Below are 22,616 nucleotides of genomic sequence, written 5' to 3' on the forward strand. Positions count from 1 at the left end.
GTGCATGTATGGAAATCATGTATACAGTGTCCAGCGATCATTGGATGATGCCCGTGCTCGCTTTTGGCGGCTAATTTGGTTGTTGCTCTTTATGAGTCTAGGAATCTTTATTGGTAAACAGTTGATTGAGATTCCTTTTTCATTTTTAGGAGGACTTGGTCGAAGTGTAATGGATGGTAGTTTTTCTCCAGTTCAATCGTTTGGACAAGCTTTTCTAGAAAATGACTTAGTACAAGCCGTTATAGTTTTTTTTACAGGATTGCTTACTGTTATAGTGACTTTCTTTAAAGAACTTCGCCAGATTTTTTTTCCGAAGTAAATGGTTTTCTGAATGAGAGGGAGGTGAGAATCAATGAATCTAGAACTAAATACAGATAGGTTTTGGGCAACGCTGGGAGTAATTGCACTATGTTCGCTCGTGATAGGAGCGGCGCTAGTTTTCTTCCCTGAATTAATGAACAATATTTTTGATCAGATGCAAAACTATATCAATGGAATCAATGTACCGAACTAGATGAAGAGGAAGAGCGATCTTCCTTTTTTTCTTTTAATGGAGGTGATGTGATGAAAGTAGAAGCTATGTATGAGGAAGCTTGGCAACGCTTGTTTGCGGATCGTGCAAAAATATTTGTTGCAAAAATGGAAGCTGAGAATGTTCCTTTCGAGTGGGTTGATCAGAGGCTAGATGAATTGAAGGCGTTTAGTCGAAATCGTAGAGAAAAAGAAGTACGAAAGAGTTATGAAGGAATCAAGGAAGGTGAAATTGAACAACGAGCCATTCGTATTTTTTCGAATGAAATTGATCCATTGTTTACAGAGAAAGAGTCTTTGTTAAGAAAAGAAACAGCACAAAGACCTGAAAATGTAGTAGAAAAATAAATTGATAAAGGTGGAAATTAAATGAATTTAGAATTGAATACAGATCGCTTTTGGGCAACTCTAGGAGTAATTGCATTATGTTCACTGGTTATTGGAGCGGCATTACTGTTCTTTCCAGAATTGATGGATAGTGTTTTCGGGCAAATGCAGAACTATATCAACGGAATTACAGTGCCTAACTAAATGGTGAAAAAGGTGAAGGTGAGGGGAAACCCTTGCCTTTTGTTTATATAGGAGGTGGCAAATGTTATCAGGAATACCTAGAAAAGTTGCGTTGATGTCTGTTAGTTTTTTGGTTATTGCAGGTCTCGTTGTTTTTGTATTAGGTAATTATCAAACGGATGTTGATTCGTTGACCCTGACGGAAACATTGCGTAGTACGGCGCTTGCCAATCGGGATGATTCGGCACGAGTGAATCAAGGTGATTTTTATTTAGACAAAGAAAGTTTTGAGAAAGACTTTGAGCGAACGATCAAAAGACAAGGAACCTATCAAAACCGTTCGCTGACTATTGATTTTGAGTATTTGATGGCTTCAAACGAGAAAGGAATTAAGGCAATTCGTGTGTCGATCTTTGATGGACGGAAGACAGACCAAGCAACGTGTATTTTGAGTACGCCAGAAAATGAGGAGGAGGGATGATTCGTTGGCATTAAAAATAACTGATGATAGTCAAGAAGAATTGCAAAAAGAAGCTACGGCGGTAAAAAAAGCTGGTACAACCGTGAAAAAGATCGTTAAAAAAATGGAACCAGTCCAAGATGCTGTAACGAACAAGCTGGTGGATGTACAAGCCAATGGTTTATTACCCAAAAAAGAAGAAACACTGTCTAAAAAAGATTTCAAACGTGCAATATCTGACCAGCAATTAATGAGTATTCGAGAAGATTTGGTCAAGCACCACACACAACTTATTTTAGATGCAGCAGTGGATCAATCCGCACGGGAGGAATTGTTAAAAATCGTAAGGAAGGAACAGCGATTAAGCATGCACGGCAAAGAAGTTGCGGAATATGTCGTCCAAGAAATTGTCGGGACAGGGTTCATTGAGAAGATTCTTTTAGATAATTCTGTTACAGATATTGGTTGGAATGGTACGTTTTTGACTGTCCAAGGCAGTGATTCGTATCAAGTGTTTTCAAATGAAGACTTGGAGTTAAGTGATCCAGAAGGTTCCGTTTTACGGATTATTAATCGTTTTGCTAATTCCGAAGGAAAAGCATTTAACCCGTCAAGACCAGTCTTGGATGGGGTATTCAATCATTTGCGCTTAAGTGCGGTGGATAAAAGTTTAAGCCCAAATGGAACAACGACTTCTTTAAGAGTTGTAAGACCAATATTGGCATTAACTGAGGAACATTTTGTTGACTTTGCACCTGAGTTTGTTCTTGACTTTTTTAAAGTAGTTATGCAAACAGGTGTGTGTATGACGATTGCTGGAGAAACAGGTTCTGGTAAAACTGAGTTGTTAAAATTGCTTATGTCGTTTATCCCTGAGCAAACACGGCAAATTGTAATTGAGGATGTTCAAGAAACACATATCAAGGAGCTTTTACCTGAACATGATGTTTTCGCATGGGTTACTTCTCCAGAAAAATCGATTGAGGATTTGGTAAAGGCGAGTTTACGTTTTTATCCAAAGTATATCAATGTTTCTGAAACACGTGGAGCAGAAGCGTATGAAATGATTCAAGCAGCGTTAACCGATCATAAAATTGTCACAACAATCCACGCAACCGATGCGTGGTCAATCCCACGACGGTTAGTCAATATGTGTAACTCAAAATATTCAATCAATGAAGAGGCAGTGACTGAAGATGTGCTAACCTATTTTGATTTTGGTGTGCATATAAAAACCGTTCGATTAGTTGTGGATGAAGAGAAAAATATATTTAAAATCATTCGTTACTTGTCTGAGATTGTCGAGTTTTCACCGAATGGATCAAGGTCTATTTTTAAACAAAAATTTGCACATGGGCAATTTTATGTAACTACAGGTACGTTGTCGGAAGCTTTTCAAGAACGAATGGCAGAGAAGTTTTTGTCATTTGATTTTCCAGAAATGGAAGAGGAAGAAATTCAAAAATCAGAGGAATTATCAGCGATTATCAAAGATGTGGTGAAACGTCATGAAAATTAGCCAGATTGAAACACAGAAAAAGAATTATTTAGATTTAGAAGAACTTTATGCCTTAAGTGCTGCTTACGGCAATGGCATGCAGCGAAAAGAAGTGGTGCGCTTGATTGCTATGCCTGCTTTAGTGATCGGAATCATGTTGGGCTTATTAACCTATCTTTGGTGGGTTGTTTTAATCGGGATGATTTTTGGTAGCTGGTATGGTTATCGTAAAATCTTGCCTAAAATTGTTCAACGTCGGTATGAAACAGAGGCGTTAGCCGCAAGAAATCATTTTATGAACACAATGACTCAGGTAATGGCTGATCGAAGTAAAACCGTGATTCGATCGATTGAACATATCTTGCCACGTATGCGAGGAGAACTTCAAATCGATATGTCGGAATTAGTCGCTTCTTTAACAATTGGTGCCGACATGCAGTTAGTCATTGAGACCATGTCAAAGCTCAATGAGAAGTATCATGACGATGTTTTGTTCTGCCAGTATCTAGAACAGTTAGAAACGACGATCCATGAAGGAAAGCATAATGTATCGTCCATGCAAGATTTGACAAAACACCACAATGATATGCTTCAAAAGCGTAAGTTATTTTTTGCGGCAAAAGATGGCTATTTGCGAGGTGTGAAGCTGATGTCAACGATGATTATTGGTTTGATTGGCATGTTCCACCTATCGTCCTATGTAATGGGAAACAGCTTTGAGATGTATATTGACGGTTTTGCAAGAAGTATCGTGGGCTATGTCACTACTGGACTCTATGTTCCGATATATTTTCTGATTATTAACCGCTTTTTAAAAAATTATTTTGATGATTCGGTAATGGAAGTGACGGTGAGAACGAAATGACAACACGTAGTGCAAAACATTTAGTCGTTGAGAATAAACCGCCAGTTTGGCTGCGGCTATTACCAGAAGAAATTGTCCGACAATTAAGAGAGATGAACAATAGCACGGTAGCGATTGCGAAATGGCAAAAGAAAAATATCCAACGAACACTTTTTTTGACGAGTTTGTTTTTACTATCAGGTTATTTTATCGATTGGCGTATAGCACCACTTGGTTTTGTGGTGAGTGTATTATTGTATCGCCAACAATTACAAACAGTCAAACGAGTCTATATGCAGTTTCGTTTTGAACGTCAGATGCAATTTGCCAAGTTTGCTCGATTGTTGATTCCACTCTTAAAACAAGCAGAATCAGGGATTAATCTTTATCAAATTTTTAGTCGAGTCGTCCCACGTCTAAACTATCAAGTTGACAAAGATTTATTGATGGGCTTGATGAAAGACCTGTCAGATTTTCCCAATAGCATTCAACCGTATGAGGACTATGCGATGGCAGTGTCGGGGAGTGAGATGAGTATTCTGTTTATGAGCACACTCTATGATCTGGAGCAGGGAGCGATCAACTTACAAGTCATTGACCGACTCGGACAACTCGCTAGTGCCGAAATGATGCAAGGCATTGATCAAATCATTGCTTTCAAAATCAAACGATTCCAGTTGTTGTTTACCAAAATGATGACGAGTATCGTGGTGTTGATCGTTGGTTTTGCGCTGGCTTTGTTTCTTTATCAGATAGGTCAAGTCGGGTTTTATTTTTAAGGGAGGAACTTTGTGGAAAAAGATTCCAAACAAGAGCCAAATCCAACAACTTGGTGGAAGATTCTTAGAGTTTCGTTCCTCTTTTTGTTGAGTGTAACGATTACTGCTTTATTCTTTGGACATGCAGGGGTGTTGGGTTTGTTATTTGCGTTATTAGTTGTCAGTCACATAAGAAATCGATGACGAGGTGATGAAATGTTAGAACAACCAGTATCAGAAATTTTTCGCTATCTTTTCGGCATGATTTTAATGTGCTTTATTTTAAGTGTAGCGATTTTTTGTTACCAAATTCAAGAAGTCAATACGTTCCGCCAACAAGTCAACTATCGGATCGAGCGCCGAGGGGGCTTGACTGATGAAGCGATGGCAGAAATTACCGAGTATACAAATGACTATTACCAAGGGCGTTATATTGTGAGTAGTCCGCAAATGGGACAAAAAGTTCGTTTTGGTGACATAGTAAGTTATGAAATCGTTGGTGAATACCCACTGTTATTTGTCCCGATGCCGAATGTCTTTCTTACCATTGAAGGGCAAGCAATCTCTCAAGTGAGGTGAGGACATGAACCAAGAAAATATGACGGGTCGCTTATGGCTCTTTGTATTGGCGTTAGCGCTTGTGATTATCCTAACACCAATTATTTTGAACTATTGGGAAGTAATTCAAGAGATTTGGAATCAGTGGTTTAGTAATCGTCAGTTGAAGATGTAAAAAGGAGGAAAATTTTTTTGAAGAAAAAGTATAGTTTGCGATTTAGAGGAGTCGAAAAGCACCTTTATCGGAAGTACGGGTTTTTGCGAGGTGCAGATTATGGGGTATATGATGCCCAACAAGCCTTGGTCGAGTTACAAAAAAATCTGCGTGAAGGTACTTTTTTAACTGTGACCGTGAAAGACCTTGAAGCGTCTCAGACGTATCATTTTGAAGGTATTTTGATTGATCCAGTAGGGACGGAATTTAATTTGTTAGATGAATTACAGCGTCAATTATTAGAAGCAGGGGAAGCGATTGATGGCGCAAAAATTTACACAGAAATCAATCGTCAATTCAACACGGAAGCAGAAGCTGTCCGTCCTTCGCCACAAAGTTATGCCCAACCAGCAGTACCAGTATCAGCGCTACCGAAAAAGAATGTGCTGCAAAAAATGTTTCCATATTTGTTTAAACCAAAAACAGTGGGACAAGAACACCAAATCTACAATCAGCCGATTTTCTCGCCGAGAGAAGAGCCAGTGATTGATGATCCAGCACCACGAGTTACCAAAGCAACAGCTGTATCAGAGAAAGCACCAATCTACGACTATGAATTAGTGGTCGTGAAAACCAATGGGGAAGAAATTCGTTGCGAGTTTCAATCAGGAAATCCCAATGAGAGTCGAAACACAGCGCTGAAAACGTATTTTCCGATTGAAGGAAAATATCTTGTCGTTGATACGGAAAAAATTCTCGTTACAGAAATCAAGGCTTGTCGTCTAGAAAAGGTGGAAGCATTTGATATTTTCTCGTTACCTGAATATGCCGTTGGCGATGAATTTGAAGCTGTCAATACCTTCACTAACCTGACGGAATTGCCAGAATAGAGGAGGTGTATACATGGCATTAAAAGTAATTGATGAACCAATTCAACAAGCCCCAAGAACCTCTGTAATCAAGAAAAGTAAGCTACTGAAAGGAAAAAACAAACAAAGAAGTACGATTCCGTCAGGAAAGCGTACAATAGCGAAACGTACTCGTTATACGGTTTGGGGAATGATTGTTGTCCTTGGCTTAAGTGGTGTATTCGCATTTATAAAAGCGAATAATGTCTCTGCCAGTAATGCGCAATTATATGAACAAGTGGATGCAATGACAAAGAAACTAGAAACACTAACGGCGGTCTCGGTAGATGAACGAAAAACGGATGCTTATTTTGCTGAGTTTATTCCGCTTTTTATGAATCTTGATGCGGAAGACTATGACTCTAGAGTCGAGCGTGAACAGGCATTAGGATATTACTTTGAATCCACGAGTGATTATACGCTTGGCAATGACACGAATCGCCAATTGGAAGACTTCCGTTTGTATGAACTCAACCAAGCCCAAGAGGGGTTTGTAGCACGTTACTTTGTGCGGTATACAACCAGTGAACTCGAAGGAAGCAATCGTCAAACCTTTGAACACTTATTAAATATTCCCTTTGTAGAAGAAAATGGAGTATTTGCGATTACTGAATTTCCATATTTTGGTTTAGTGCCAGAAAACAGAGGTCTTGTTGCTGCAACGGAAAGTGCTTTGTCAGAACGGAACCAAGTCTCTTTTGCAGAAGTAGAAGGTCTCGAAGAATTTTTAGAACAATTCTTTAATAACTATGCGTCTAGCAGTGTAGAAGATATTGCCTATATGATGCAAGAGCCAATTTCACTGGATGGACAATTTGAATATGTTCGTTCGGAGAATAAGGTTTACGAATTTGAGGATCAAGAGGAATTAATTGTGCAATCAGTGATTGAACTACAGTTGAACAATACTGGGTTGGCACACAAAGAACATATGACATTAACGATCTCAAATAATGGGGATCGTTTTTTTGTTGAAAAATTATCACATAGTATAGGAGGAATAGATTAATGCCAAGTTTATCAGCGCTTTTAGAATGGGTACAAAGAGAAGGAATCAATGCGGTATGGATTGTCATGGTTGGTTTTGCTTTGAAATATCTATATGAACAAAAATGGAGTAAATTTGTGATCTTTTTACTTGCAGCAGGCGCAACTGCTTTTGTTGTGAACAATCCTAGAATTGTTTCGCAAGCCTTTGAAGCTGTTAGTAACTTGTTCTTTAGATAAGGGGCAAGTATATGAAAGTTTGTTATAACTACAAAAAGATATTTGATGATCCGATTCGTGTGCGAGCTTTCGGGAATTTTATGTTGCCGATGGCGATTGAGTTAAATCGTGTGGTGCTTTTTTTCGTTCTGCTAGCAATCACTCATATCGTGTTTGGTGGCTTGATTGCAGTGATCAATCAGATTGCTGGGGGAACTAGATTTGCGATTTATTTAGGTTTACCTTATTGGACTTCTGGAAAACTGTTGAACTTGAATCCTGATGGGCAAAAAGTGTTTCCTTACCTGAGAGATTTATTGATCTATTTAGTTATCTTTAAATTGTTTAAGGTACGCTATTGCAATGAAGAAATGGTCAACGATGTTGGCAAAATTGTATTTGAGAAAGTAGGGGACGGAGTTTAAACTCTGTTCTCTTTTTTAAAGGAGGAAAAAATGAAGGCAGTTAAGGAAATGATCAAATTAGCTCAAATTCCCTTTAAGGCAATCAAAGGCAATTTGATGTTTGATAAAAGCGGCTATGTGTGGGCGTATTATCGGATTGCCGCTGAAGAAACCAATCCGAATAATTTTGAAGAGCTAGAAAAATTTAAGAAACGCTGGTCAACGATTTTCCGAAAAACATTACCGAAATATGGCGAATTTGAGTTGGTAATGTATCCGAAAGATAAACAATTGACGGAACGTTTTAAAGAGTTTTCAAAGGATTTAGCGCCTGAATATCACCGTTTAGGATTAGAGTACATGGGTAGAACAGTTGCAGGTTTGAAAAGTGAATTGGGTGAAATTACGGAACCAGATTTTGTGTTAGGTGTCCGATTAAAGGATATGTATGGGAATGAAAATCCAATTGAATCCATAAAGAGGGTCACGGACGAGGTGAGTGATCAAATTCTCTCGTTATTTGGGAAAAAGGTTGTAATGGAAGAGGATGAATTAGAAAAAATTCAACCAATCGAAGAAGAGTTGTTTCGTTCTTTGCGTAGTCGAAGGGCGGCTCGTTTAACCGAAGATGAACTGATTTATTTGAATCGACTCTCTTTTATTGGTGGACTTCCCCACGAAAAGAAAAACGAAGATTTTTCCCAAGCACGAATCAGCGAAGCGATTGTCGATGCAGGCAAAGACGTTGGCTTTATTCACTTATCTTCTGATTTGGGCAATAGCGTTGTGTCTTATTTACCTATTGCCGACTTTGAAGAAAACAATATTGCCTATAATCACCTCTATCAGGTTGCCCAACAGATGGACTTCCCTTGTGATTTTCGGATAAAGGCGCATTATCCTGACCCTAAAGGGGTGACAGGTTTTTCTTCGAAGGTTATGATTCAAAAAAATCGTCACAAGACTGAAGCAAAAGAAGCAAGGTTGGCAGGAGAATCTGCGAGTGACCGTATCAAAAGTAATGCCCAAATGGTAAATCATATTAGTAATGAACTAGAAAGTGGCGAACCTCTTATCGCTTGGATGGGCTGTTTTGTGATCATAGGAAAGAGTCGGGAACAAAACAAACGTCGTGGTGATGCGTTGATCAATGCAATGAAGAGCTTAAAAATCAGTGTTGTCCGCCCAAGTGCCAAACAAGCACAATTGTTCTATCGGTGCTTGTTTAGTGCGTCTGTTGAATCAATGTCTGATTGGATGCAAGTGACGAATGGACACGGCTTAGCTGAGACCTTGTTTGCGGTCACGAATAGTGCAGGTACACGATCGGGATGGTATTTGGGTCGGATCGATCCTTTTTTAGAATCAGAAACGTTAAAAGATAGTATCCAGTCTTCTAGAAATAGTGTCTTCTATAATATGTTGGTTGCCAACCAAGGTCAAGAAGGAGCAATTACAGATAGTCCGCACGTCGCAATTACGGGCGAGACAGGAAAAGGGAAGTCCTATTTAACTGGAATGTTATTCTTTTATTCGTCTTTACTGGATGCGAAAGTTTTGTATATCGATCCGAAAAATCAAGTTGCCAAGCAATTTAAACGAACTGCCAATGATCCAGTGATTCGACAAAAATTCCCGAGCTTCGTGACATATTTGAATTCCATTAACTATGTGACACTAGACGCTACGAAAAAAGAAAACCATGGTGTTCTAGACCCAATTGTGTTTCTGCGTGGCGTAGAAGCGAAAGATACGGCACAAGCAATGATTCAATCCATATACAATTTGGATAATCGAGAAGAGGTAGAAACGGCGATTAATGAAGAACTAGACAAAGTCATTGAAGAACGTGAACTGGGAGAAAAAGTTGGCTTGCTCACTGTGATTCGACGGTTACATAACTATGAGGATCAAGTGATTCAACGTGCAGCCAAGTTATTGTTTTCTAAAATTCAAAACAGTATCTTGCATTTGGGTTTTAGTGATGGTGATTCTAATGGTTTGGATTTGAATCATAAATGTACAGTACTGGGTATTGCAGGGCTGAGTTTGCCTGAACCGCATGTACCCGTCAAAGACTATTCAGAAGCCAACAAAAAATCAACCTGTTTAATGTTGCCATTAGGCAAGTTTTGTGAAAAATTCGGGAATCAAAATGAAGAACAGTATACGATTGAATTTTTTGACGAGGCGTGGATTCTGGCGAAAGCCAAAGGCGGACGTGAAGTGTTGAAAGCCATGCAGCGTGTCGGACGATCATTTTGTAATATCCTTGTCTATTCTACTCAATCCGTCAAAGATGTTGGAGATGATCAAGATACGAATAGTTTTGGTACAATGTTTGCCTTTGATTGGCAATCTGAACGAAGTGATATTTTGAGCCATATCGGCATTGAAGTCAATGAGCGTAATTTGACGCTGGTGGAGAACATGAAAAAAGGGCAGTGCTTGTTTAGAGACATTTATGGACGCACAGCAAAACTAAGTATTCATAATCTTTTTCCAGAATGGCACCATGCCTTGCAGACAGTGAAGAAAACAGCTTCAAGTGAAGCTGAAAAACAGTTTGCTTAAAGGAGGAGTGTATGAAAAATAATAAATATTTTAAATGGTTGGCACTATTCTTGTTGTTTTTTACTCTGATGACAACTGTTAGTGCCGATGCAGCACCGACACCAATCAATCCTAATGAAGATGCAACTGTGGTAGATAAGGCAGAGCAATATAGCCTAGATTCTTATCAGAGCTACATGTTTGAAAGACCACGTTTTTTTCAAAATTTAGATATCGCAAATTGGTTAAATGGTGGTGCCAATCTATTTTTTGATTTAAATAAAATAGTGTACTCGATGTTTCGAACAGGGATAGATTTGTTTGGTAATGCGAATGTAGTTAATGATTATGTTTCTGTTTTTACAGTATATTCTAAGTCAATGTACGATTCACTGTATCGGGATTTTGGATTAACAATCATTATTGCGATGGCGTTGTACTGTTTGTATCTATATATCATTAGATCACCTCAACAAGCCGCAAAACAGTTCTTTGCTTTTTCAGCGGTAGTGGTTATGAGCATGGTTTGGAACAATAGTGCGACGACAATTATTCGTGATTTTAATTCTCTAACTGAAGAGGTTCAGGGGAACTTAATTCGAACAACAAGTAATGCACAATCTACCAATGCCGCAACACCAGTAACTCATGCTCAAAATACATTATTTGAACTAGCGATTGAAGAACCGTTCTTATTGATGAATTTTGGTATGGCAAATAGAAGTGATGTCATATCAGAATATGAAGCAAGCACTCTTTCTTCTTTATTGTTTCAAGGTGAATGGGATGAAAAGAAAGATGAAGATATTAAAGATTTTGTAGAGGAGATGGCAGATGATAATGTGTTTATGACGACTGAAAAAGCAGGTTGGAAATTCGTTGTTGGCTTTCTATCACCGATTACTACCATTGTGCTTGGTACACCGATCTTGATCATTCAAGTATTAAATTTACTAACAGGTGTTATGGCACTGGTGGTGGCAGCTTTTATCGGTTTAGCGATGTTTATTAGCATGATTCCGAAATTCCGAGGGGCATTTCTCAAATCCTTGCAAACCCTGATTGGTTTGTTTGGGGTAAGAGTTTTGTTAGGGATTTCATTCATGATGTTAGTGTCCGTGATCAATGTAGTTCGAGGCGTTATTCCAGCAGATGGCGTTGCCAACTATTTATTGCAAGTCATTGCAATTACTGTAACTCTAGTGGTAATTTGGAAAAATCGTGACAAGATTTTCAAAATGATTTCAGGCGGTATGATTTCGAGTGCTGATGGTGGTATCTGGAATAAAGCCAGTGCACCACTTAAGAAAAAAGTAAAGGATACAGCTAAGCTTGGTGCTGATGCGGTAGGCTTGGCAACTGTCGGCATGCCGTTAGGCGAAGTAGGAGGTCGTCTTGCAGAGAATACGAAAGAAAATGCCTATGATATTTTTTCGGATCGTCAAGCATTCAAACAGCATGAGCAAGACTTATTCACACAAGTGGCGGTGGATGATTACTTTGATACGGTTGATCGAGCGAAGAGCGCTATCGATGAAGAAAATCAAGCGACAAATCAACCAACAGAAGCACCTTTTAAAGATGCTAATAACTTCCAAGCGCCAACAGAAGATATTAACGCCGATGATGTAGCCCTAGACGCGGATGCCGTTCAAGTCGAAATCAATGAATTGTTGGCAGATGATGTCCATTCTACGAATGATGATTTTGAGGAAATTGATGCTCTTGGAATCGATAAAGTAGAAACAGAAAATGTAGAACAGGCAGAAATCAATGAGTTGGAAGCGACAGATGTTCAATTTACGAATGAGGATTCTGAGGAGATTGATACGATTGAGGTTGATCATGCGGAAACAGAGAATGTAGAACAAGCCGAAATTCAAGAATTAGAAGCAACAGATGTACAACAAACGAAAGAAGATATTGCACCGATTGATGCAATTGAACTCCAAAATGAGGAAACAAAAAACGTAGAACAAGCTGAAATTCAAGAATTGGAAGCAACAGATGTACAACAAACGAAAGAAGATATTGCAACGATTGATACAATTGAAATTCAAAATGCCGAAACTGAAAATGTAGAACAAGCCGAAATCAATGAGTTGGAAGCAGCCGACGTACAAGCGACTGGTGTAGGATTTGGAACTGAGGAACGCCAAGTAGAAGCATTAGAGATGTCCGCTATTGAAGGAACGAATCCTGAAATAACGTTGAATCCATTGGAAACTATGCCAGAAATCGAACTAGGCTTACCTGATGTATCAATGGAGTACCTTGATCAACAAACAAACGAGTTTTTTAATCATTTAGAAAATGAAACATTGGTACAAGCCAATAATGTGTTTGAAACAGAGATTGAAACTAACCATGTGTCGGCAATTTCTGAAAGTTTTGAGCATCCAGAACAAATTGGTGAGAGGGTAGGTGTAGATTTTCAAGATGAAGTGAATCAACTTGCGGCGGACTCCAAGGCTTCGTTTGATGCATTATTCGGAGAAGTGCGAGGTGAGTAAATGATCAAAAAATATATACTATCTGTGTTATTTCCACTGTTTTTTATAGGCGCTTTTCTGATTTTATTTGCAGGAGGCTATGATCAAAGTCAGAAAAAAGGCGATGATATCTCTTTTGAAGGAGCCTATGGGAATGTCGGTTTAAGCGAAGCAGTCTTACGTTGGAAAAGCGAAGTGGAACGAGTCGCAAGAGAACATGATGTTTTAGATCAGGTGCCAATTTTATTAGCGATGATGATGGTTGAAAGCGGAGGAAGATACCCAGATTTATTTCAAGCAAGTGAATCGCTAGGTTTGCCTGTCAATACGTTAAACGAACGAGAGTCTATTGCGCAAGGAGTGAAGTATTATGCGCAAGCCTTAGCAATGGCGCGAGAAAATGAAGTGGATGAGTGGTCAGCTGTACAAAGCTATAATTTTGGGCTGTCTTATATTTCATTTATCGCTAATAATGGCAAACGCCATACAACTGATTTAGCGGAACGATATTCGAGAAATGTGGTGGCGCCAAGCTTGGGTAATACAACAGGTGTGAAAAATGTGTATATCAATGCAGTATCGATTGCGGATGGACGCACGTACCAATACAATAACGGCGGAAATTTTCACTATGTCGGTCTTGTCCGACAATTTATAGTTGTTGGTGGGACAGGAGAATATATCTTACCGCTTGATCCGCCTAATATCAGTTCTTGGTTTGGTTGGAGAATCCATCCGAACGATGGCGGACGAAATTTCCATCGTGGGATAGATTTTGCCCATCCTCAAGGAACGCCGATTCTAGCGATTGCAGATGGTGAAGTAATCTTTTCAGGATGGCATGATTCATGGGGAAACTACGTTCGTATTCGTCATGAAAATGGTCATTGTAGTTTGTACGCCCATAATGTGAGTAATAGTGTACGGGTTGGTGATCAGGTGAAGCAAGGGGATGTAATTGGATTTGTAGGAACTACTGGGAACAGTACTGGACCACATCTTCATTTTGAGTACTCAACAAATGATAGTTTAGGCGAAGATGTTTTATTAGACCCAGCAGAAGTACTTGGTTTGAAATGATAGGAGGAGTTGTGTGAAAAAAATAGGTTTAATCATTACCAGTATTTTAATGATAGGTGTTGCTGCGTTCTTTATAATATCAAATGAAAAAGTTGATATGGAAGGGAGCAATCCGATTGAAGAATCAAAACATTATTTTGATTTTCGACCTAGTCCGAATGTTTCGGTTTCTTCTTCTGAGTCGTCAATAGAGCAAACGGAGGCTTCCAATTATGTAGTCGACATTCTCCCAATCGAAGAAGAGGAAGAAACTGGAAGTACGGCGATGGCATTTTTGGATATGAATCATAAACTATTTGATGCATATTATGGTGAGTGGTCAATGGAAGAACGAAATCAACAATTGAGGAATATTTTGTTGGAGTCGTTACACGACGAGTACCTTTTTACAGATGATGGAGAGATTTTTTCAGGAAGTATCACTGAGTATAGCTATCAGTCTTTTCATAGTCAGGAAGAATACAATCGTGCGGCTGTCGTCAATGTACTGGAAATGATTGTTGATGGTTTAGAACAACGGTTGTTAGTAACGGTGGATTTAGAATTAGATGGTAAATGGTTGATTTCAGGCTTGAAATTTGAGTTGATCTATGGGTAAACTGGTATCAAATGCTAGGAAATTCGTTAGATAAAAGGAGAATTTTATGAGAAAGAGAATAAAAATAGGGTTGTTGTTGGTTGCGATAAGTCTTTTTGTTTTAGTCGGCTGTGGTAATAAACCGAATAAGGACGTTCAAGAGGTCATTGATGCGATAGTAGATGAACGGAATCAAAGATATGAAGAGCATGATTGGGGAGAAGATGACCTTAGTCTCAAGGTCTATTACAGTGAGCTGCTTGATGCATATGTGGTGCATGCTTTTGTACCTCGGATTTCAGATCGTGAGTCTAGCAGAGGAGAAATAAAGCAATCAGAACGTCTGTATTCCTACCATTTGAAAGAGTTAGATTGGACTAGCTCTATCAGCCAATTACCAAGTATTTTGACCGAAGGCAACTATGAGGAAGTTTATCGTAGTGGAAAATTTGATGAATAAAATAAATGAAGTGAGTACCAGTGAGGAAATTAATCCTTGCTGGTATTTTTTTTAGGAGGAGTGTCTTATAATGGAAACATGTACAAAACAAGATTTGATGAAGAAAGGATATCGTGAATATCAAGCAAGAGAAATAATTCGTGAAGCAAAGTTAATGTTAGTAAAAAGGGGCTGCCCTTTCTATTTAAGTAAAGGGAGAGGGAGAGTGCCGAAGTGGGCGATTGAGGAAATTTTGGGTTACGAACTTGAGACGGGTGAGGTATCTCAAAATGGGTAAAAAGCAAAATGTTTATAAGGATTCAAATGGATTTTATTTCAAAGCTAATCTAGGGAAGGATCCAATTACTGGAAAAAGACTTACTAAAACGAAAAGAGGTTTTAAGACAGAGGCAGAGGCATATCGTGCGTATATGGTTTTTATGTTGAATCAGACACAAGCTAAAGATCAAGTGGTCTCTGATTCAGATAGTAAAGAAAATATGACTTTTAAGGATTTTAGGGATCAGATATATTTGGATTGGTATAAATCGAGAGTTAAGCCGAACACATTTAATCCAAGAAAATACTGTTTGCTGAAAGATTTTAAAGATTTTGAAAACAAGAATATGCGTGATATTAGTGTTTTGGATGTGCAGATATTTCAAAATAAACTTTTATCAAGTGGTGTGTGCGGATCATATATTAATTTGTTGTGCTCTTTAATGGCTGGTATATGGGATAGAGCAAAAATCTTTGGGTTTGTTGAAGAAAATCCATTTCGTGCATTAGGAAGAATAAGGGTTGAAAAGAAAAAGATCAATTTTTGGACGTTGGATGATTTCAAAGTTTTTGAGAAAAGTATTTTTACAACTAATCTCGAGAATAAAATTATGTTACAAGAAAAGCTATCGCAAACTGAATACTATGATTTTTTTCACTATTTATTTTATCGCTTTTTGTTTTTCACTGGCTTAAGATTTGGGGAGAGCGCTGCATTATTGTGGGAAAGTGTTGATTTAGAAGAAGGAAAAATCAAGGTGCTATATACAGTTGGTAATCGATCCAAAAAAAAGTCGGAACAATATCTATCTACTCCAAAATCGAAAAGTAGTGAAAGAACATTATTTATTGATAACAGGACGATTTTATTATTAAAAAATTGGAGATTTTATCAACATCGTTCTGGTGACATAAAATTAGTGTTTAGCCATGACGATGTATTCATTGATGGAGCTTGGATGGGAGTCAAGTTCAAACGCTTGCAAGAGAAGTTTGGTCTTCCTAGAGCTACGTTGCATGATTTGCGGCACTCACATGCTAGTTTACTTATTCATATGAAAGAGAATCCTAAAATGGTTCAAGAAAGATTAGGTCATGCCAAGATTGAAATGACATTAGATATATATTCTCATTTGTATCCGACAGAGAATTTTGATATTGTTGATCGTTTAAATACGATCAGCGGTAGAGAATAACGTACTATAATAGAAGCAAAATATTGGGAAATGTTCTCACGAATGTTCTCACGAGAAAATAAAGGGGCTGTAACCGTTGATAGCAGTGGATTTGTTTCCCTTGTTCATGTTTTTAGCGTATACTAAAGACATGAACTTTTTTATTTTGGAGGGATCTGCATGAATTTAGGATTTATCGGTACTGGTGTCATGGGTCAAGCGATGGTTGGTCATCTCTTAGCTGCAGGACATACAGTGAATGTTTACAATCGGACGAAAGCAAAAACAGATGAACTCGTTGCGAATGGAGCAATTTGGTGTGACACCCCAACAGAAGTTGCATCAGAAAGTGAAATCATCTTTACAATGGTTGGTTATCCATCCGACGTTGAAGAAGTTTACTATGGGCCTCAAGGGATTTTTCAAACGGCTGTGACGGGCAAAACATTGGTGGATTTTACCACCAGTACACCTGATTTGGCAGAACGAATCTACCAGACAGCGAAGGAAAAAGGAGCAGCGAGTATTGATGCGCCAGTTTCTGGTGGTGATCTTGGTGCGAGAAACGCCACGCTAACGATTATGGTTGGTGGCGATGAAGAAGCTTACCAACAAGTAAAACCACTTTTTGAAGTATTAGGAAAGACGTTTCAACTTCAAGGAGGGGCAGGAAAGGGTCAGCATACGAAAATGGCCAATCAGATCATGATTGCCGGAACCATGACGGGGATGACAGAAATGCTGGTCTATGCGAACCAAGCCGGTCTTGATTTACCACGAGTGATTGACACGCTTTCTGGCGGTGGGGCAGCCAATTGGTCCATGACGAATTACAGTCCTCGTATCCTAAAAGAGGATTATTCACCAGGCTTTTTTGTCAAACATTTCATCAAAGATTTGGGGATCGCTTTGGATGAGGCTAAGAAGATGGGATTGGATTTGCCGAGCACCACTTTAGCTAAAAAATTGTATGATCAGTTGGCTGAAAAAGGCTATGAAAATGACGGAACGCAGGCGCTGATTAAACTTTGGTGGCAAGATGGAAAAAAATCTTAAAATGACAAAAAAAATACGAAAAATCAATGCAAGATAGAGGATGTTTTGATACAATATAACGGACAGAAAAAGGAGGCTTACGAATGAAAAGTTCGCAATTAGTCGCTATCATCAAACGTTTAGAAGCGATGGTCGAAGCGCAAGACAATGAAGTTCAAGTACGTCGTTTTGAAAAAGAAGGCGTCGAAAAATGTACCGTTACTTATGACAATTCGACAGAAACGTTTGAATTAACGGAAGCAGAATCAAGTCAATCTTATCAATTTGATAATGTTGATATTGTAGCCATGGAAATCTATGATTTGATCCAATAAGAATGAGTGGGACGTTTTGATGTCTTTGACTCATATCTATACAGCAAGCCTACTTGGGCTTGCTGTTTTTTATTTATCTGCTGCTTTTTCTTGGCGGTACAGGTGATTAAGGATGATCCCTAATGGATCGAGATCTTCCGGGGCTAAAGGCAGCGCAGCGCTTGATGGCGGAAGTGGCTGGAATGTTTCTTCGGGAGAAAGAATGTTTGTTTGGATCAACTTACCAAAGCTGACTTGATAGTATTTGAGTTGAGTCGTCTGTGATACTGGCTCCTCTAAGTCAAGGGGAATCGAAAAAATCACTTCCGGTTCTTGAATGAACTGATTGACCCTCACGATTTCTTGGTAAAAGCTTTCTGCTAAATGGATCTCTCGCTGCAGTACACTAGCTTGTTCAAACAATAAGTGATCAATCAGGTATGCCAAGCGTTTTTTAAGGAGTGAAAAACAGTCTGTCTTCTTTCCTGCAAAAAAACAGCCGATCTCTCGCCACTTCTCTTCCAAGGGATACGCCTCCATTTGAGGGAGTTGTTTACGTAAGGTTAATAGCGTCAGTTCGTTGACAGTCGGCAATTGAAACGTTTCTGACAATAATTGAAACAACACAGGCAATTTTTTTGTTTGCCGAAAGGGGCCATAACTGCCAATTTGTGGTGTTTGAGTGATCGTGAAGCTATGATTCGTCAAATCAACAAAGCAATAGTTCGCTGAATGGTTCATTTGGCGGTTGTAGATAGGATGAAAAGCTTGGATCAAACGACATTCAAGTAATAGTGCATCCAATTCGGTATCTGTTTCGATGGTTTCAAAATCAACGACATTATAAACAAGTCGAAGTACCTTATTGGCATGCTGCTGGTTTTTTCGGAAGTAGGAAACGACACGCTGCTTCAATGATTTGGCTTTTCCCACATACAAGACTTCGTTGTGTTGATCTTTCATTAGATAAACGCCAGGCTTTTCAGGCAGTGCATTTGCTTTGTTTTTTAGAAACTCTTTGTTCGGATTCATCGATCGTTCCTCTCCTTCCTTCAAAGAGTAGCAGATGAGAGCGGAGAGAGCAACGTTTGCTGGCCATTGACAAGAAAAAAATAGGAATAGAGTGGAGACAACGCAATGATAAACTTTGACATTCAAAGGAAATTTCTCTATAACGGAAACAGATTATTTTGTCAACTCGCAGCTTTTAGAATCTTAGAAAATCAGTTCTCAAATAAAAATGTGCTTAAAAATAAAAAAAGTTCGAAAAAATTCTTGCATTTCTCAATAACTTCCGATATAGTTTGACTATCAAATGATTTGATTATCAAAGTATTCGGATGGTGAAGGTTATGGAACCCAATTTAGAAACAGTTAATGACTACTTAGTCAGCGTCTTTAATGACATCTTAGTGATTGAAGAATCTGAATTGAAAAAATCTCAATTCAAAGACCTTTCAATTACCGAAATGCATACCATCGAAGCCATCGGGATGTACAAAAAAAAGACCACGACTGAAGTTGCCAAAGAGCTTTCGATCACTGTTGGGACTTTGACCATCGCGATCAATCGTTTGGTGAAAAAAGAATATGTAGAACGGATTCGCAGTGAAGATGATCGGCGAGTCGTCAAACTAGGTTTGACGAAAAAAGGAAAACTCCTTTATCGTGTTCATCAGCATTTTCATCGTGAGATGGTGAAAGGTGTCTTGAGTCAGATGTCTCCTGAAGAGGAACAGGCACTGTTGAAAGCACTGAAAAATCTGCATGACTTTTTACAAGATTATAAGTGAGAATAATGGATGAATATGTTTGGAAAAATTACCGCGACTGCAAGTTATGTTCCAGAAAAAATCGTAACAAATGATGATCTATCAAATTTGATGGATACTTCAGATGAATGGATTCATTCTCGCACGGGAATCAAAAAAAGAAGAGTCGCTGTTGGCGAAAACACTTCTGACCTTTGTATTCGCGTCGCTCAAACGCTCTTGCAAGATGCTCAGCTTTCAGCAGAAAGTCTGGATTTTATCTTGGTAGCGACGATCACACCGGATTTCAATACACCGGCGGTTGCTTGCCAAGTCCAAGGGGCGATTGGGGCAGTGAATGCCTTTGCTTTTGATATCAGTGCAGCATGTGCTGGTTTCGTTTATGCATTGTCTATGGCTGAAAAACTGATTCGAACAGGCGCTAAAAAAGGATTGGTCATCGGTGGAGAAGTACTTTCAAAGGTCTTGGATTGGAACGACCGTTCGACGGCTGTTTTATTCGGAGATGGTGCCGGTGGTCTATTGCTGGAAGCATCTTCAGAGCAGCATTTGCTCAAAGAGTCTTTAAAAGCAGATGGGACGCGAGGCATGTCCTTAACATCTGGTTTTCGGACGAATGAGAATCCTTTTTCACAAAACGTTCCGGCGTATAGTGCTTGTATGCAAATGATTGGACGAGAAATCTTTGATTTTGCGACGCGTGATGTGGTCGCCTCGATCAATGATCTGATACAAGATGAAGCAATTGATTATTTTTTGCTTCACCAAGCAAATTCACGCATTTTAGACAAAGTTGCTCGCAAGCTGAAGCAACCCCGTGAGAAATTTTTGCAAAATATGCAAGATTATGGCAATACTTCGGCAGCCTCGATTCCGTTATTGCTAGATGAAGAAATCAAACGAGGTACACTGTCTCTTGGCAGTGGTCAAAAAGTGGTGTTCTCAGGTTTTGGCGGCGGATTGACATGGGGAACTATGTTAGCCACCTTATAACTTGTTCACGAAACAAAATTACTATTGAAAAACACATTGGAGGAATATACACATGGTATTCGAAAAAATTCAAGAAATCGTAGCAGAAGAATTAGGAAAAGAAAAAGAAGAAATCAAATTGAACACGAACATCCAAGAAGATTTAGAAGCAGACAGCTTAGATCTTTTCCAAATCATTAACGAGATCGAAGATGAATTCGATGTGAAGATCGAAACAGAAGATGGTATCACAACCGTTGAAGATCTAGTTAAATATGTAGAAAAACAACAAGCATAAAACAAAGGCTAGGCAGACAGCCTAGCCTTTCCTTTTTAAGAACGTGTTTTTGCTGATTCATAGACGAACTGCAAGAATCCATGTTCTCCAACAACAACGAACAAAGTAATGAAGGAGTGCAAGATGAAGACAGCCTTTTTATTTAGCGGTCAAGGCGCACAGTACCCCAAAATGGGAGAAGAGCTCTATCACCAAGAAGCCATCGTTCGTGAGACGTTTGAACAAGCCAGCACCATTCTAGGATATGATATGGCGGAGCTATGCTTTACTGAAAACGAACGTTTAAACCAGACGGAATATACGCAGCCTGCCATCTTAACGGTAAGTACGGCTTTTTGGCGTCTTTTGGATGCGCAAGGAATCAAAGCAGATGCTGTTGCTGGCTTGAGTTTAGGCGAATATACAGCCTTAGTCGCTAGTGGTGCGCTTGATTTCAAGACCGCAGTCGCATTGGTGCAAAAGCGCGGTCGGTATATGGCAAGTGCGGCGCCTGCAGGTGTTGGGAAAATGGTTGCTGTGATGAACACACCCGCTGAAACGATTGAAGAAATCTGTAAAGAAGCAAGTCAAGTGGGGATCGTGACACCAGCGAATTACAATACGCCGCAGCAGATCGTCATTGGCGGTGAAGCGCCGGCAGTGGATAAAGCGGTGGAATTGTTACAAGCTGCTGGAACCAAACGGGTGATTCCTTTAAATGTCAGCGGTCCTTTCCATACTGCTTTGTTGGAACCGGCATCGCAGCAATTAGCACAGGAATTAGCTCAAATTACCTTTGATGAGTTGCAAGTACCTGTCATCAGCAATACGACCGCGCAGCCGATGCAGCAAGACCAAATCAAGGAACTGTTGACGCTGCAAGTGAAATCGCCAGTGCGTTTTTACGAAAGCATTGCGACACTGAAGCAGCTTGGCATCCAACAAGTCATCGAGATCGGACCAGGAAAAGTATTGAGCGGTTTTATGAAGAAAATAGACAAAGAAATCCAGACTGCGCGTGTAGAAGATAGCCAAACGTTGGCAGATACACTAGCCCGATTCAACTAGGAGGAATTTATGGATCTGCAAAATAGAAACGTCTTTGTAACTGGTAGCTCGCGAGGGATCGGTTTTACCATCGCGGAAGCCTTTGCCAAAGAAGGAGCGAATATCGTTTTAAATGGACGAAAAGAAATTCCCCAGTCACTGATCGATCGCATCACCAGCTACGGCGTGAAATGTGTAGCGATCAATGGGGACATTTCTGATTTTGATCAAGCGGCAGCCATGCTTTTGGAAGCAGAAGCGGCAGTCGGACCGATCCACATTTTAGTCAATAATGCCGGAATCACGAATGACAAATTATTGTTGAGAATGAAACCCGAAGATTTTGATTCAGTGATCAAAATCAATTTGACTGGTACCTTCAATATGACGCAGCACGCGTTGAAAAAAATGATGAAGTTGCGAGAAGGCCGCATCATCAATTTGACGAGTGTGGTCGGCTTGACGGGAAATATCGGGCAAGCCAACTATGCGGCAAGTAAAGCTGGCGTGATCGGTTTTACGAAATCTGCCGCTCGTGAAGGTGCCGCTCGGGGGATCACCTGCAATGCGATCGCCCCAGGATTTATCGAAACAGAGATGACTGAAGTGCTGTCGGATAAAGTCAAAGAACAATCATTGGCAAATATTCCATTACAGCGTTTTGGTTCCACACAGGATGTTGCGCAAACAGCAGTCTTTTTAGCAAAAAGCCCCTACATCACTGGTCAGGTGATCAGTGTAGACGGCGGGATGGCAATGCAAGGGTAGGAGGA

The 22,616-nt window shown here is 39.5% G+C and carries 30 protein-coding genes; 29 read left to right on the top strand and 1 reads right to left on the bottom strand.

What is annotated here, in order from left to right; genetic code table 11:
- Window positions 1-4 precede the first annotated feature (4 nt).
- The 24 genes from IGI88_RS14910 to IGI88_RS15025 all read left to right on the top strand — a co-directional run bounded on the left by IGI88_RS14910 (window position 5) and on the right by IGI88_RS15025 (window position 17,796).
- Window positions 5-319 carry a hypothetical protein gene (locus tag IGI88_RS14910; protein ID WP_429960719.1) on the top strand — a complete coding sequence of 105 codons (315 nt, stop codon included), beginning with the start codon at window positions 5-7 and terminating at the stop codon, window positions 317-319.
- A 33-nt stretch (window positions 320-352) separates the two neighbouring features.
- The gene (locus tag IGI88_RS14915) at window positions 353-514 is read left to right on the top strand and encodes a hypothetical protein (protein WP_429960720.1); all 162 of its coding nucleotides are present in this window, start codon (window positions 353-355) and stop codon (window positions 512-514) included.
- 50 nt (window positions 515-564) lie between these two features.
- Window positions 565-879: a hypothetical protein gene (locus IGI88_RS14920; protein WP_429960721.1), complete on the top strand. Its 315-nt coding sequence runs from the start codon at window positions 565-567 to the stop codon at window positions 877-879.
- A gap of 21 nt (window positions 880-900) precedes the next feature.
- Window positions 901-1,062: a hypothetical protein gene (locus tag IGI88_RS14925; protein ID WP_016620384.1), complete on the top strand. Its 162-nt coding sequence runs from the start codon at window positions 901-903 to the stop codon at window positions 1,060-1,062.
- 61 nt (window positions 1,063-1,123) lie between these two features.
- Window positions 1,124-1,522 carry a hypothetical protein gene (locus IGI88_RS14930; protein ID WP_429960722.1) on the top strand — a complete coding sequence of 133 codons (399 nt, stop codon included), beginning with the start codon at window positions 1,124-1,126 and terminating at the stop codon, window positions 1,520-1,522.
- Between the two features lie 4 nt (window positions 1,523-1,526).
- On the top strand, window positions 1,527-3,020 hold the full coding sequence (locus IGI88_RS14935) for an ATPase, T2SS/T4P/T4SS family (protein WP_429960723.1): 1,494 nt from the start codon (window positions 1,527-1,529) through the stop codon (window positions 3,018-3,020).
- Window positions 3,010-3,864 (top strand): hypothetical protein, encoded by an 855-nt coding sequence (locus IGI88_RS14940; protein WP_429960724.1) that lies wholly within the window; start codon window positions 3,010-3,012, stop codon window positions 3,862-3,864. Before IGI88_RS14935 ends, IGI88_RS14940 begins: the two co-directional genes overlap by 11 nt.
- Window positions 3,861-4,622, top strand: a complete 762-nt coding sequence (locus IGI88_RS14945; RefSeq protein WP_429960725.1) for a hypothetical protein — start codon at window positions 3,861-3,863, stop codon at window positions 4,620-4,622. The genes IGI88_RS14940 and IGI88_RS14945 overlap by 4 nt, the downstream gene beginning before the upstream one ends.
- Window positions 4,623-4,634: 12 nt before the next feature.
- Window positions 4,635-4,805 carry a hypothetical protein gene (locus IGI88_RS14950; RefSeq protein ID WP_429960726.1) on the top strand — a complete coding sequence of 57 codons (171 nt, stop codon included), beginning with the start codon at window positions 4,635-4,637 and terminating at the stop codon, window positions 4,803-4,805.
- A gap of 12 nt (window positions 4,806-4,817) precedes the next feature.
- The gene (locus tag IGI88_RS14955) at window positions 4,818-5,180 is read left to right on the top strand and encodes a hypothetical protein (RefSeq protein ID WP_270276376.1); all 363 of its coding nucleotides are present in this window, start codon (window positions 4,818-4,820) and stop codon (window positions 5,178-5,180) included.
- Window positions 5,181-5,184: 4 nt separating this feature from the next.
- The gene (locus IGI88_RS14960; protein WP_429960727.1) at window positions 5,185-5,334 is read left to right on the top strand and encodes a hypothetical protein; all 150 of its coding nucleotides are present in this window, start codon (window positions 5,185-5,187) and stop codon (window positions 5,332-5,334) included.
- Between the two features lie 17 nt (window positions 5,335-5,351).
- The gene (locus tag IGI88_RS14965; protein WP_429960728.1) at window positions 5,352-6,203 is read left to right on the top strand and encodes a hypothetical protein; all 852 of its coding nucleotides are present in this window, start codon (window positions 5,352-5,354) and stop codon (window positions 6,201-6,203) included.
- A gap of 13 nt (window positions 6,204-6,216) precedes the next feature.
- Window positions 6,217-7,230: a conjugal transfer protein gene (locus IGI88_RS14970; RefSeq protein ID WP_429960729.1), complete on the top strand. Its 1,014-nt coding sequence runs from the start codon at window positions 6,217-6,219 to the stop codon at window positions 7,228-7,230.
- Window positions 7,230-7,448, top strand: coding sequence for a TcpD family membrane protein (locus IGI88_RS14975; protein ID WP_270276372.1), 219 nt, complete (start codon window positions 7,230-7,232; stop codon window positions 7,446-7,448). The genes IGI88_RS14970 and IGI88_RS14975 overlap by 1 nt, the downstream gene beginning before the upstream one ends.
- Window positions 7,449-7,459: 11 nt before the next feature.
- Window positions 7,460-7,852, top strand: a complete 393-nt coding sequence (locus tag IGI88_RS14980; RefSeq protein WP_429960730.1) for a TcpE family conjugal transfer membrane protein — start codon at window positions 7,460-7,462, stop codon at window positions 7,850-7,852.
- A gap of 30 nt (window positions 7,853-7,882) precedes the next feature.
- Entirely contained in the window at window positions 7,883-10,405 is a 2,523-nt protein-coding gene (locus IGI88_RS14985; RefSeq protein WP_429960731.1) for an ATP-binding protein, read from the top strand.
- An 11-nt stretch (window positions 10,406-10,416) separates the two neighbouring features.
- Complete coding sequence (locus IGI88_RS14990; protein WP_429960732.1) at window positions 10,417-12,897, top strand: CD3337/EF1877 family mobilome membrane protein; 2,481 nt, start codon at window positions 10,417-10,419, stop codon at window positions 12,895-12,897.
- The gene (locus IGI88_RS14995; protein ID WP_429960733.1) at window positions 12,898-13,956 is read left to right on the top strand and encodes a lysozyme family protein; all 1,059 of its coding nucleotides are present in this window, start codon (window positions 12,898-12,900) and stop codon (window positions 13,954-13,956) included.
- Window positions 13,957-13,969: 13 nt separating this feature from the next.
- On the top strand, window positions 13,970-14,554 hold the full coding sequence (locus IGI88_RS15000; RefSeq protein ID WP_429960734.1) for a hypothetical protein: 585 nt from the start codon (window positions 13,970-13,972) through the stop codon (window positions 14,552-14,554).
- A gap of 46 nt (window positions 14,555-14,600) precedes the next feature.
- On the top strand, window positions 14,601-14,993 hold the full coding sequence (locus tag IGI88_RS15005; RefSeq protein ID WP_429960735.1) for a hypothetical protein: 393 nt from the start codon (window positions 14,601-14,603) through the stop codon (window positions 14,991-14,993).
- A gap of 70 nt (window positions 14,994-15,063) precedes the next feature.
- Entirely contained in the window at window positions 15,064-15,270 is a 207-nt protein-coding gene (locus IGI88_RS15010) for a DUF3173 family protein (protein ID WP_016620367.1), read from the top strand.
- Window positions 15,263-16,447, top strand: coding sequence for a tyrosine-type recombinase/integrase (locus IGI88_RS15015; RefSeq protein ID WP_429960736.1), 1,185 nt, complete (start codon window positions 15,263-15,265; stop codon window positions 16,445-16,447). The genes IGI88_RS15010 and IGI88_RS15015 overlap by 8 nt, the downstream gene beginning before the upstream one ends.
- A gap of 159 nt (window positions 16,448-16,606) precedes the next feature.
- Complete coding sequence (locus tag IGI88_RS15020; RefSeq protein ID WP_429960737.1) at window positions 16,607-17,482, top strand: NAD(P)-dependent oxidoreductase; 876 nt, start codon at window positions 16,607-16,609, stop codon at window positions 17,480-17,482.
- An 83-nt stretch (window positions 17,483-17,565) separates the two neighbouring features.
- Complete coding sequence (locus tag IGI88_RS15025) at window positions 17,566-17,796, top strand: YkuJ family protein (RefSeq protein ID WP_005225886.1); 231 nt, start codon at window positions 17,566-17,568, stop codon at window positions 17,794-17,796.
- 69 nt (window positions 17,797-17,865) lie between these two features.
- Here the strand turns inward: IGI88_RS15025 and IGI88_RS15030 are convergent, their stop codons facing one another.
- Window positions 17,866-18,807, bottom strand: a complete 942-nt coding sequence (locus IGI88_RS15030; RefSeq protein ID WP_016612191.1) for a GIY-YIG nuclease family protein — start codon at window positions 18,805-18,807, stop codon at window positions 17,866-17,868.
- Window positions 18,808-19,127: 320 nt separating this feature from the next.
- On the opposite strand from IGI88_RS15030, the gene fabT reads away from it, so the two are divergent.
- From fabT to fabG, 5 genes are all read left to right on the top strand, one after another.
- Window positions 19,128-19,568: a fatty acid biosynthesis transcriptional regulator FabT gene (gene fabT / locus IGI88_RS15035; RefSeq protein ID WP_008378199.1), complete on the top strand. Its 441-nt coding sequence runs from the start codon at window positions 19,128-19,130 to the stop codon at window positions 19,566-19,568.
- 9 nt (window positions 19,569-19,577) lie between these two features.
- The gene (locus IGI88_RS15040; protein WP_101699137.1) at window positions 19,578-20,540 is read left to right on the top strand and encodes a beta-ketoacyl-ACP synthase III; all 963 of its coding nucleotides are present in this window, start codon (window positions 19,578-19,580) and stop codon (window positions 20,538-20,540) included.
- A 52-nt stretch (window positions 20,541-20,592) separates the two neighbouring features.
- Window positions 20,593-20,817, top strand: a complete 225-nt coding sequence (locus tag IGI88_RS15045) for an acyl carrier protein (RefSeq protein ID WP_005225890.1) — start codon at window positions 20,593-20,595, stop codon at window positions 20,815-20,817.
- A 123-nt stretch (window positions 20,818-20,940) separates the two neighbouring features.
- Window positions 20,941-21,864, top strand: a complete 924-nt coding sequence (gene fabD, locus IGI88_RS15050; RefSeq protein WP_429960738.1) for an ACP S-malonyltransferase — start codon at window positions 20,941-20,943, stop codon at window positions 21,862-21,864.
- A 9-nt stretch (window positions 21,865-21,873) separates the two neighbouring features.
- Entirely contained in the window at window positions 21,874-22,611 is a 738-nt protein-coding gene (fabG, locus tag IGI88_RS15055; RefSeq protein ID WP_008378189.1) for a 3-oxoacyl-[acyl-carrier-protein] reductase, read from the top strand.
- Window positions 22,612-22,616: the final 5 nt, after the last annotated feature.

It is taken from the genome of Enterococcus sp. AZ179, assembly GCF_050498885.1.
GTDB classification, from domain to species: Bacteria; Bacillota; Bacilli; order Lactobacillales; family Enterococcaceae; genus Enterococcus_D; species Enterococcus_D entomosocium.

Excerpts from the sequence above, each read along its gene's own strand:
- IGI88_RS14910 (WP_429960719.1), top strand. The coding sequence starts at position 5 with ATGTATGGAAATCATGTATACAGTGTCCAGCGATCATTGGATGATGCC.
- IGI88_RS14915 (WP_429960720.1), top strand. The coding sequence starts at position 353 with ATGAATCTAGAACTAAATACAGATAGGTTTTGGGCAACGCTGGGAGTA.
- IGI88_RS14920 (WP_429960721.1), top strand. The coding sequence starts at position 565 with ATGAAAGTAGAAGCTATGTATGAGGAAGCTTGGCAACGCTTGTTTGCG.
- IGI88_RS14925 (WP_016620384.1), top strand. The coding sequence starts at position 901 with ATGAATTTAGAATTGAATACAGATCGCTTTTGGGCAACTCTAGGAGTA.
- IGI88_RS14930 (WP_429960722.1), top strand. The coding sequence starts at position 1,124 with ATGTTATCAGGAATACCTAGAAAAGTTGCGTTGATGTCTGTTAGTTTT.
- IGI88_RS14940 (WP_429960724.1), top strand. The coding sequence starts at position 3,010 with ATGAAAATTAGCCAGATTGAAACACAGAAAAAGAATTATTTAGATTTA.
- IGI88_RS14945 (WP_429960725.1), top strand. The coding sequence starts at position 3,861 with ATGACAACACGTAGTGCAAAACATTTAGTCGTTGAGAATAAACCGCCA.
- IGI88_RS14955 (WP_270276376.1), top strand. The coding sequence starts at position 4,818 with ATGTTAGAACAACCAGTATCAGAAATTTTTCGCTATCTTTTCGGCATG.
- IGI88_RS14960 (WP_429960727.1), top strand. The coding sequence starts at position 5,185 with ATGAACCAAGAAAATATGACGGGTCGCTTATGGCTCTTTGTATTGGCG.
- IGI88_RS14970 (WP_429960729.1), top strand. The coding sequence starts at position 6,217 with ATGGCATTAAAAGTAATTGATGAACCAATTCAACAAGCCCCAAGAACC.
- IGI88_RS14975 (WP_270276372.1), top strand. The coding sequence starts at position 7,230 with ATGCCAAGTTTATCAGCGCTTTTAGAATGGGTACAAAGAGAAGGAATC.
- IGI88_RS14980 (WP_429960730.1), top strand. The coding sequence starts at position 7,460 with ATGAAAGTTTGTTATAACTACAAAAAGATATTTGATGATCCGATTCGT.
- IGI88_RS14985 (WP_429960731.1), top strand. The coding sequence starts at position 7,883 with ATGAAGGCAGTTAAGGAAATGATCAAATTAGCTCAAATTCCCTTTAAG.
- IGI88_RS14990 (WP_429960732.1), top strand. The coding sequence starts at position 10,417 with ATGAAAAATAATAAATATTTTAAATGGTTGGCACTATTCTTGTTGTTT.
- IGI88_RS14995 (WP_429960733.1), top strand. The coding sequence starts at position 12,898 with ATGATCAAAAAATATATACTATCTGTGTTATTTCCACTGTTTTTTATA.
- IGI88_RS15005 (WP_429960735.1), top strand. The coding sequence starts at position 14,601 with ATGAGAAAGAGAATAAAAATAGGGTTGTTGTTGGTTGCGATAAGTCTT.
- IGI88_RS15010 (WP_016620367.1), top strand. The coding sequence starts at position 15,064 with ATGGAAACATGTACAAAACAAGATTTGATGAAGAAAGGATATCGTGAA.
- IGI88_RS15015 (WP_429960736.1), top strand. The coding sequence starts at position 15,263 with ATGGGTAAAAAGCAAAATGTTTATAAGGATTCAAATGGATTTTATTTC.
- IGI88_RS15020 (WP_429960737.1), top strand. The coding sequence starts at position 16,607 with ATGAATTTAGGATTTATCGGTACTGGTGTCATGGGTCAAGCGATGGTT.
- IGI88_RS15025 (WP_005225886.1), top strand. The coding sequence starts at position 17,566 with ATGAAAAGTTCGCAATTAGTCGCTATCATCAAACGTTTAGAAGCGATG.
- IGI88_RS15030 (WP_016612191.1), bottom strand. The coding sequence starts at position 18,807 with ATGAATCCGAACAAAGAGTTTCTAAAAAACAAAGCAAATGCACTGCCT.
- fabT (WP_008378199.1), top strand. The coding sequence starts at position 19,128 with ATGGAACCCAATTTAGAAACAGTTAATGACTACTTAGTCAGCGTCTTT.
- IGI88_RS15040 (WP_101699137.1), top strand. The coding sequence starts at position 19,578 with ATGAATATGTTTGGAAAAATTACCGCGACTGCAAGTTATGTTCCAGAA.
- IGI88_RS15045 (WP_005225890.1), top strand. The coding sequence starts at position 20,593 with ATGGTATTCGAAAAAATTCAAGAAATCGTAGCAGAAGAATTAGGAAAA.
- fabD (WP_429960738.1), top strand. The coding sequence starts at position 20,941 with ATGAAGACAGCCTTTTTATTTAGCGGTCAAGGCGCACAGTACCCCAAA.
- fabG (WP_008378189.1), top strand. The coding sequence starts at position 21,874 with ATGGATCTGCAAAATAGAAACGTCTTTGTAACTGGTAGCTCGCGAGGG.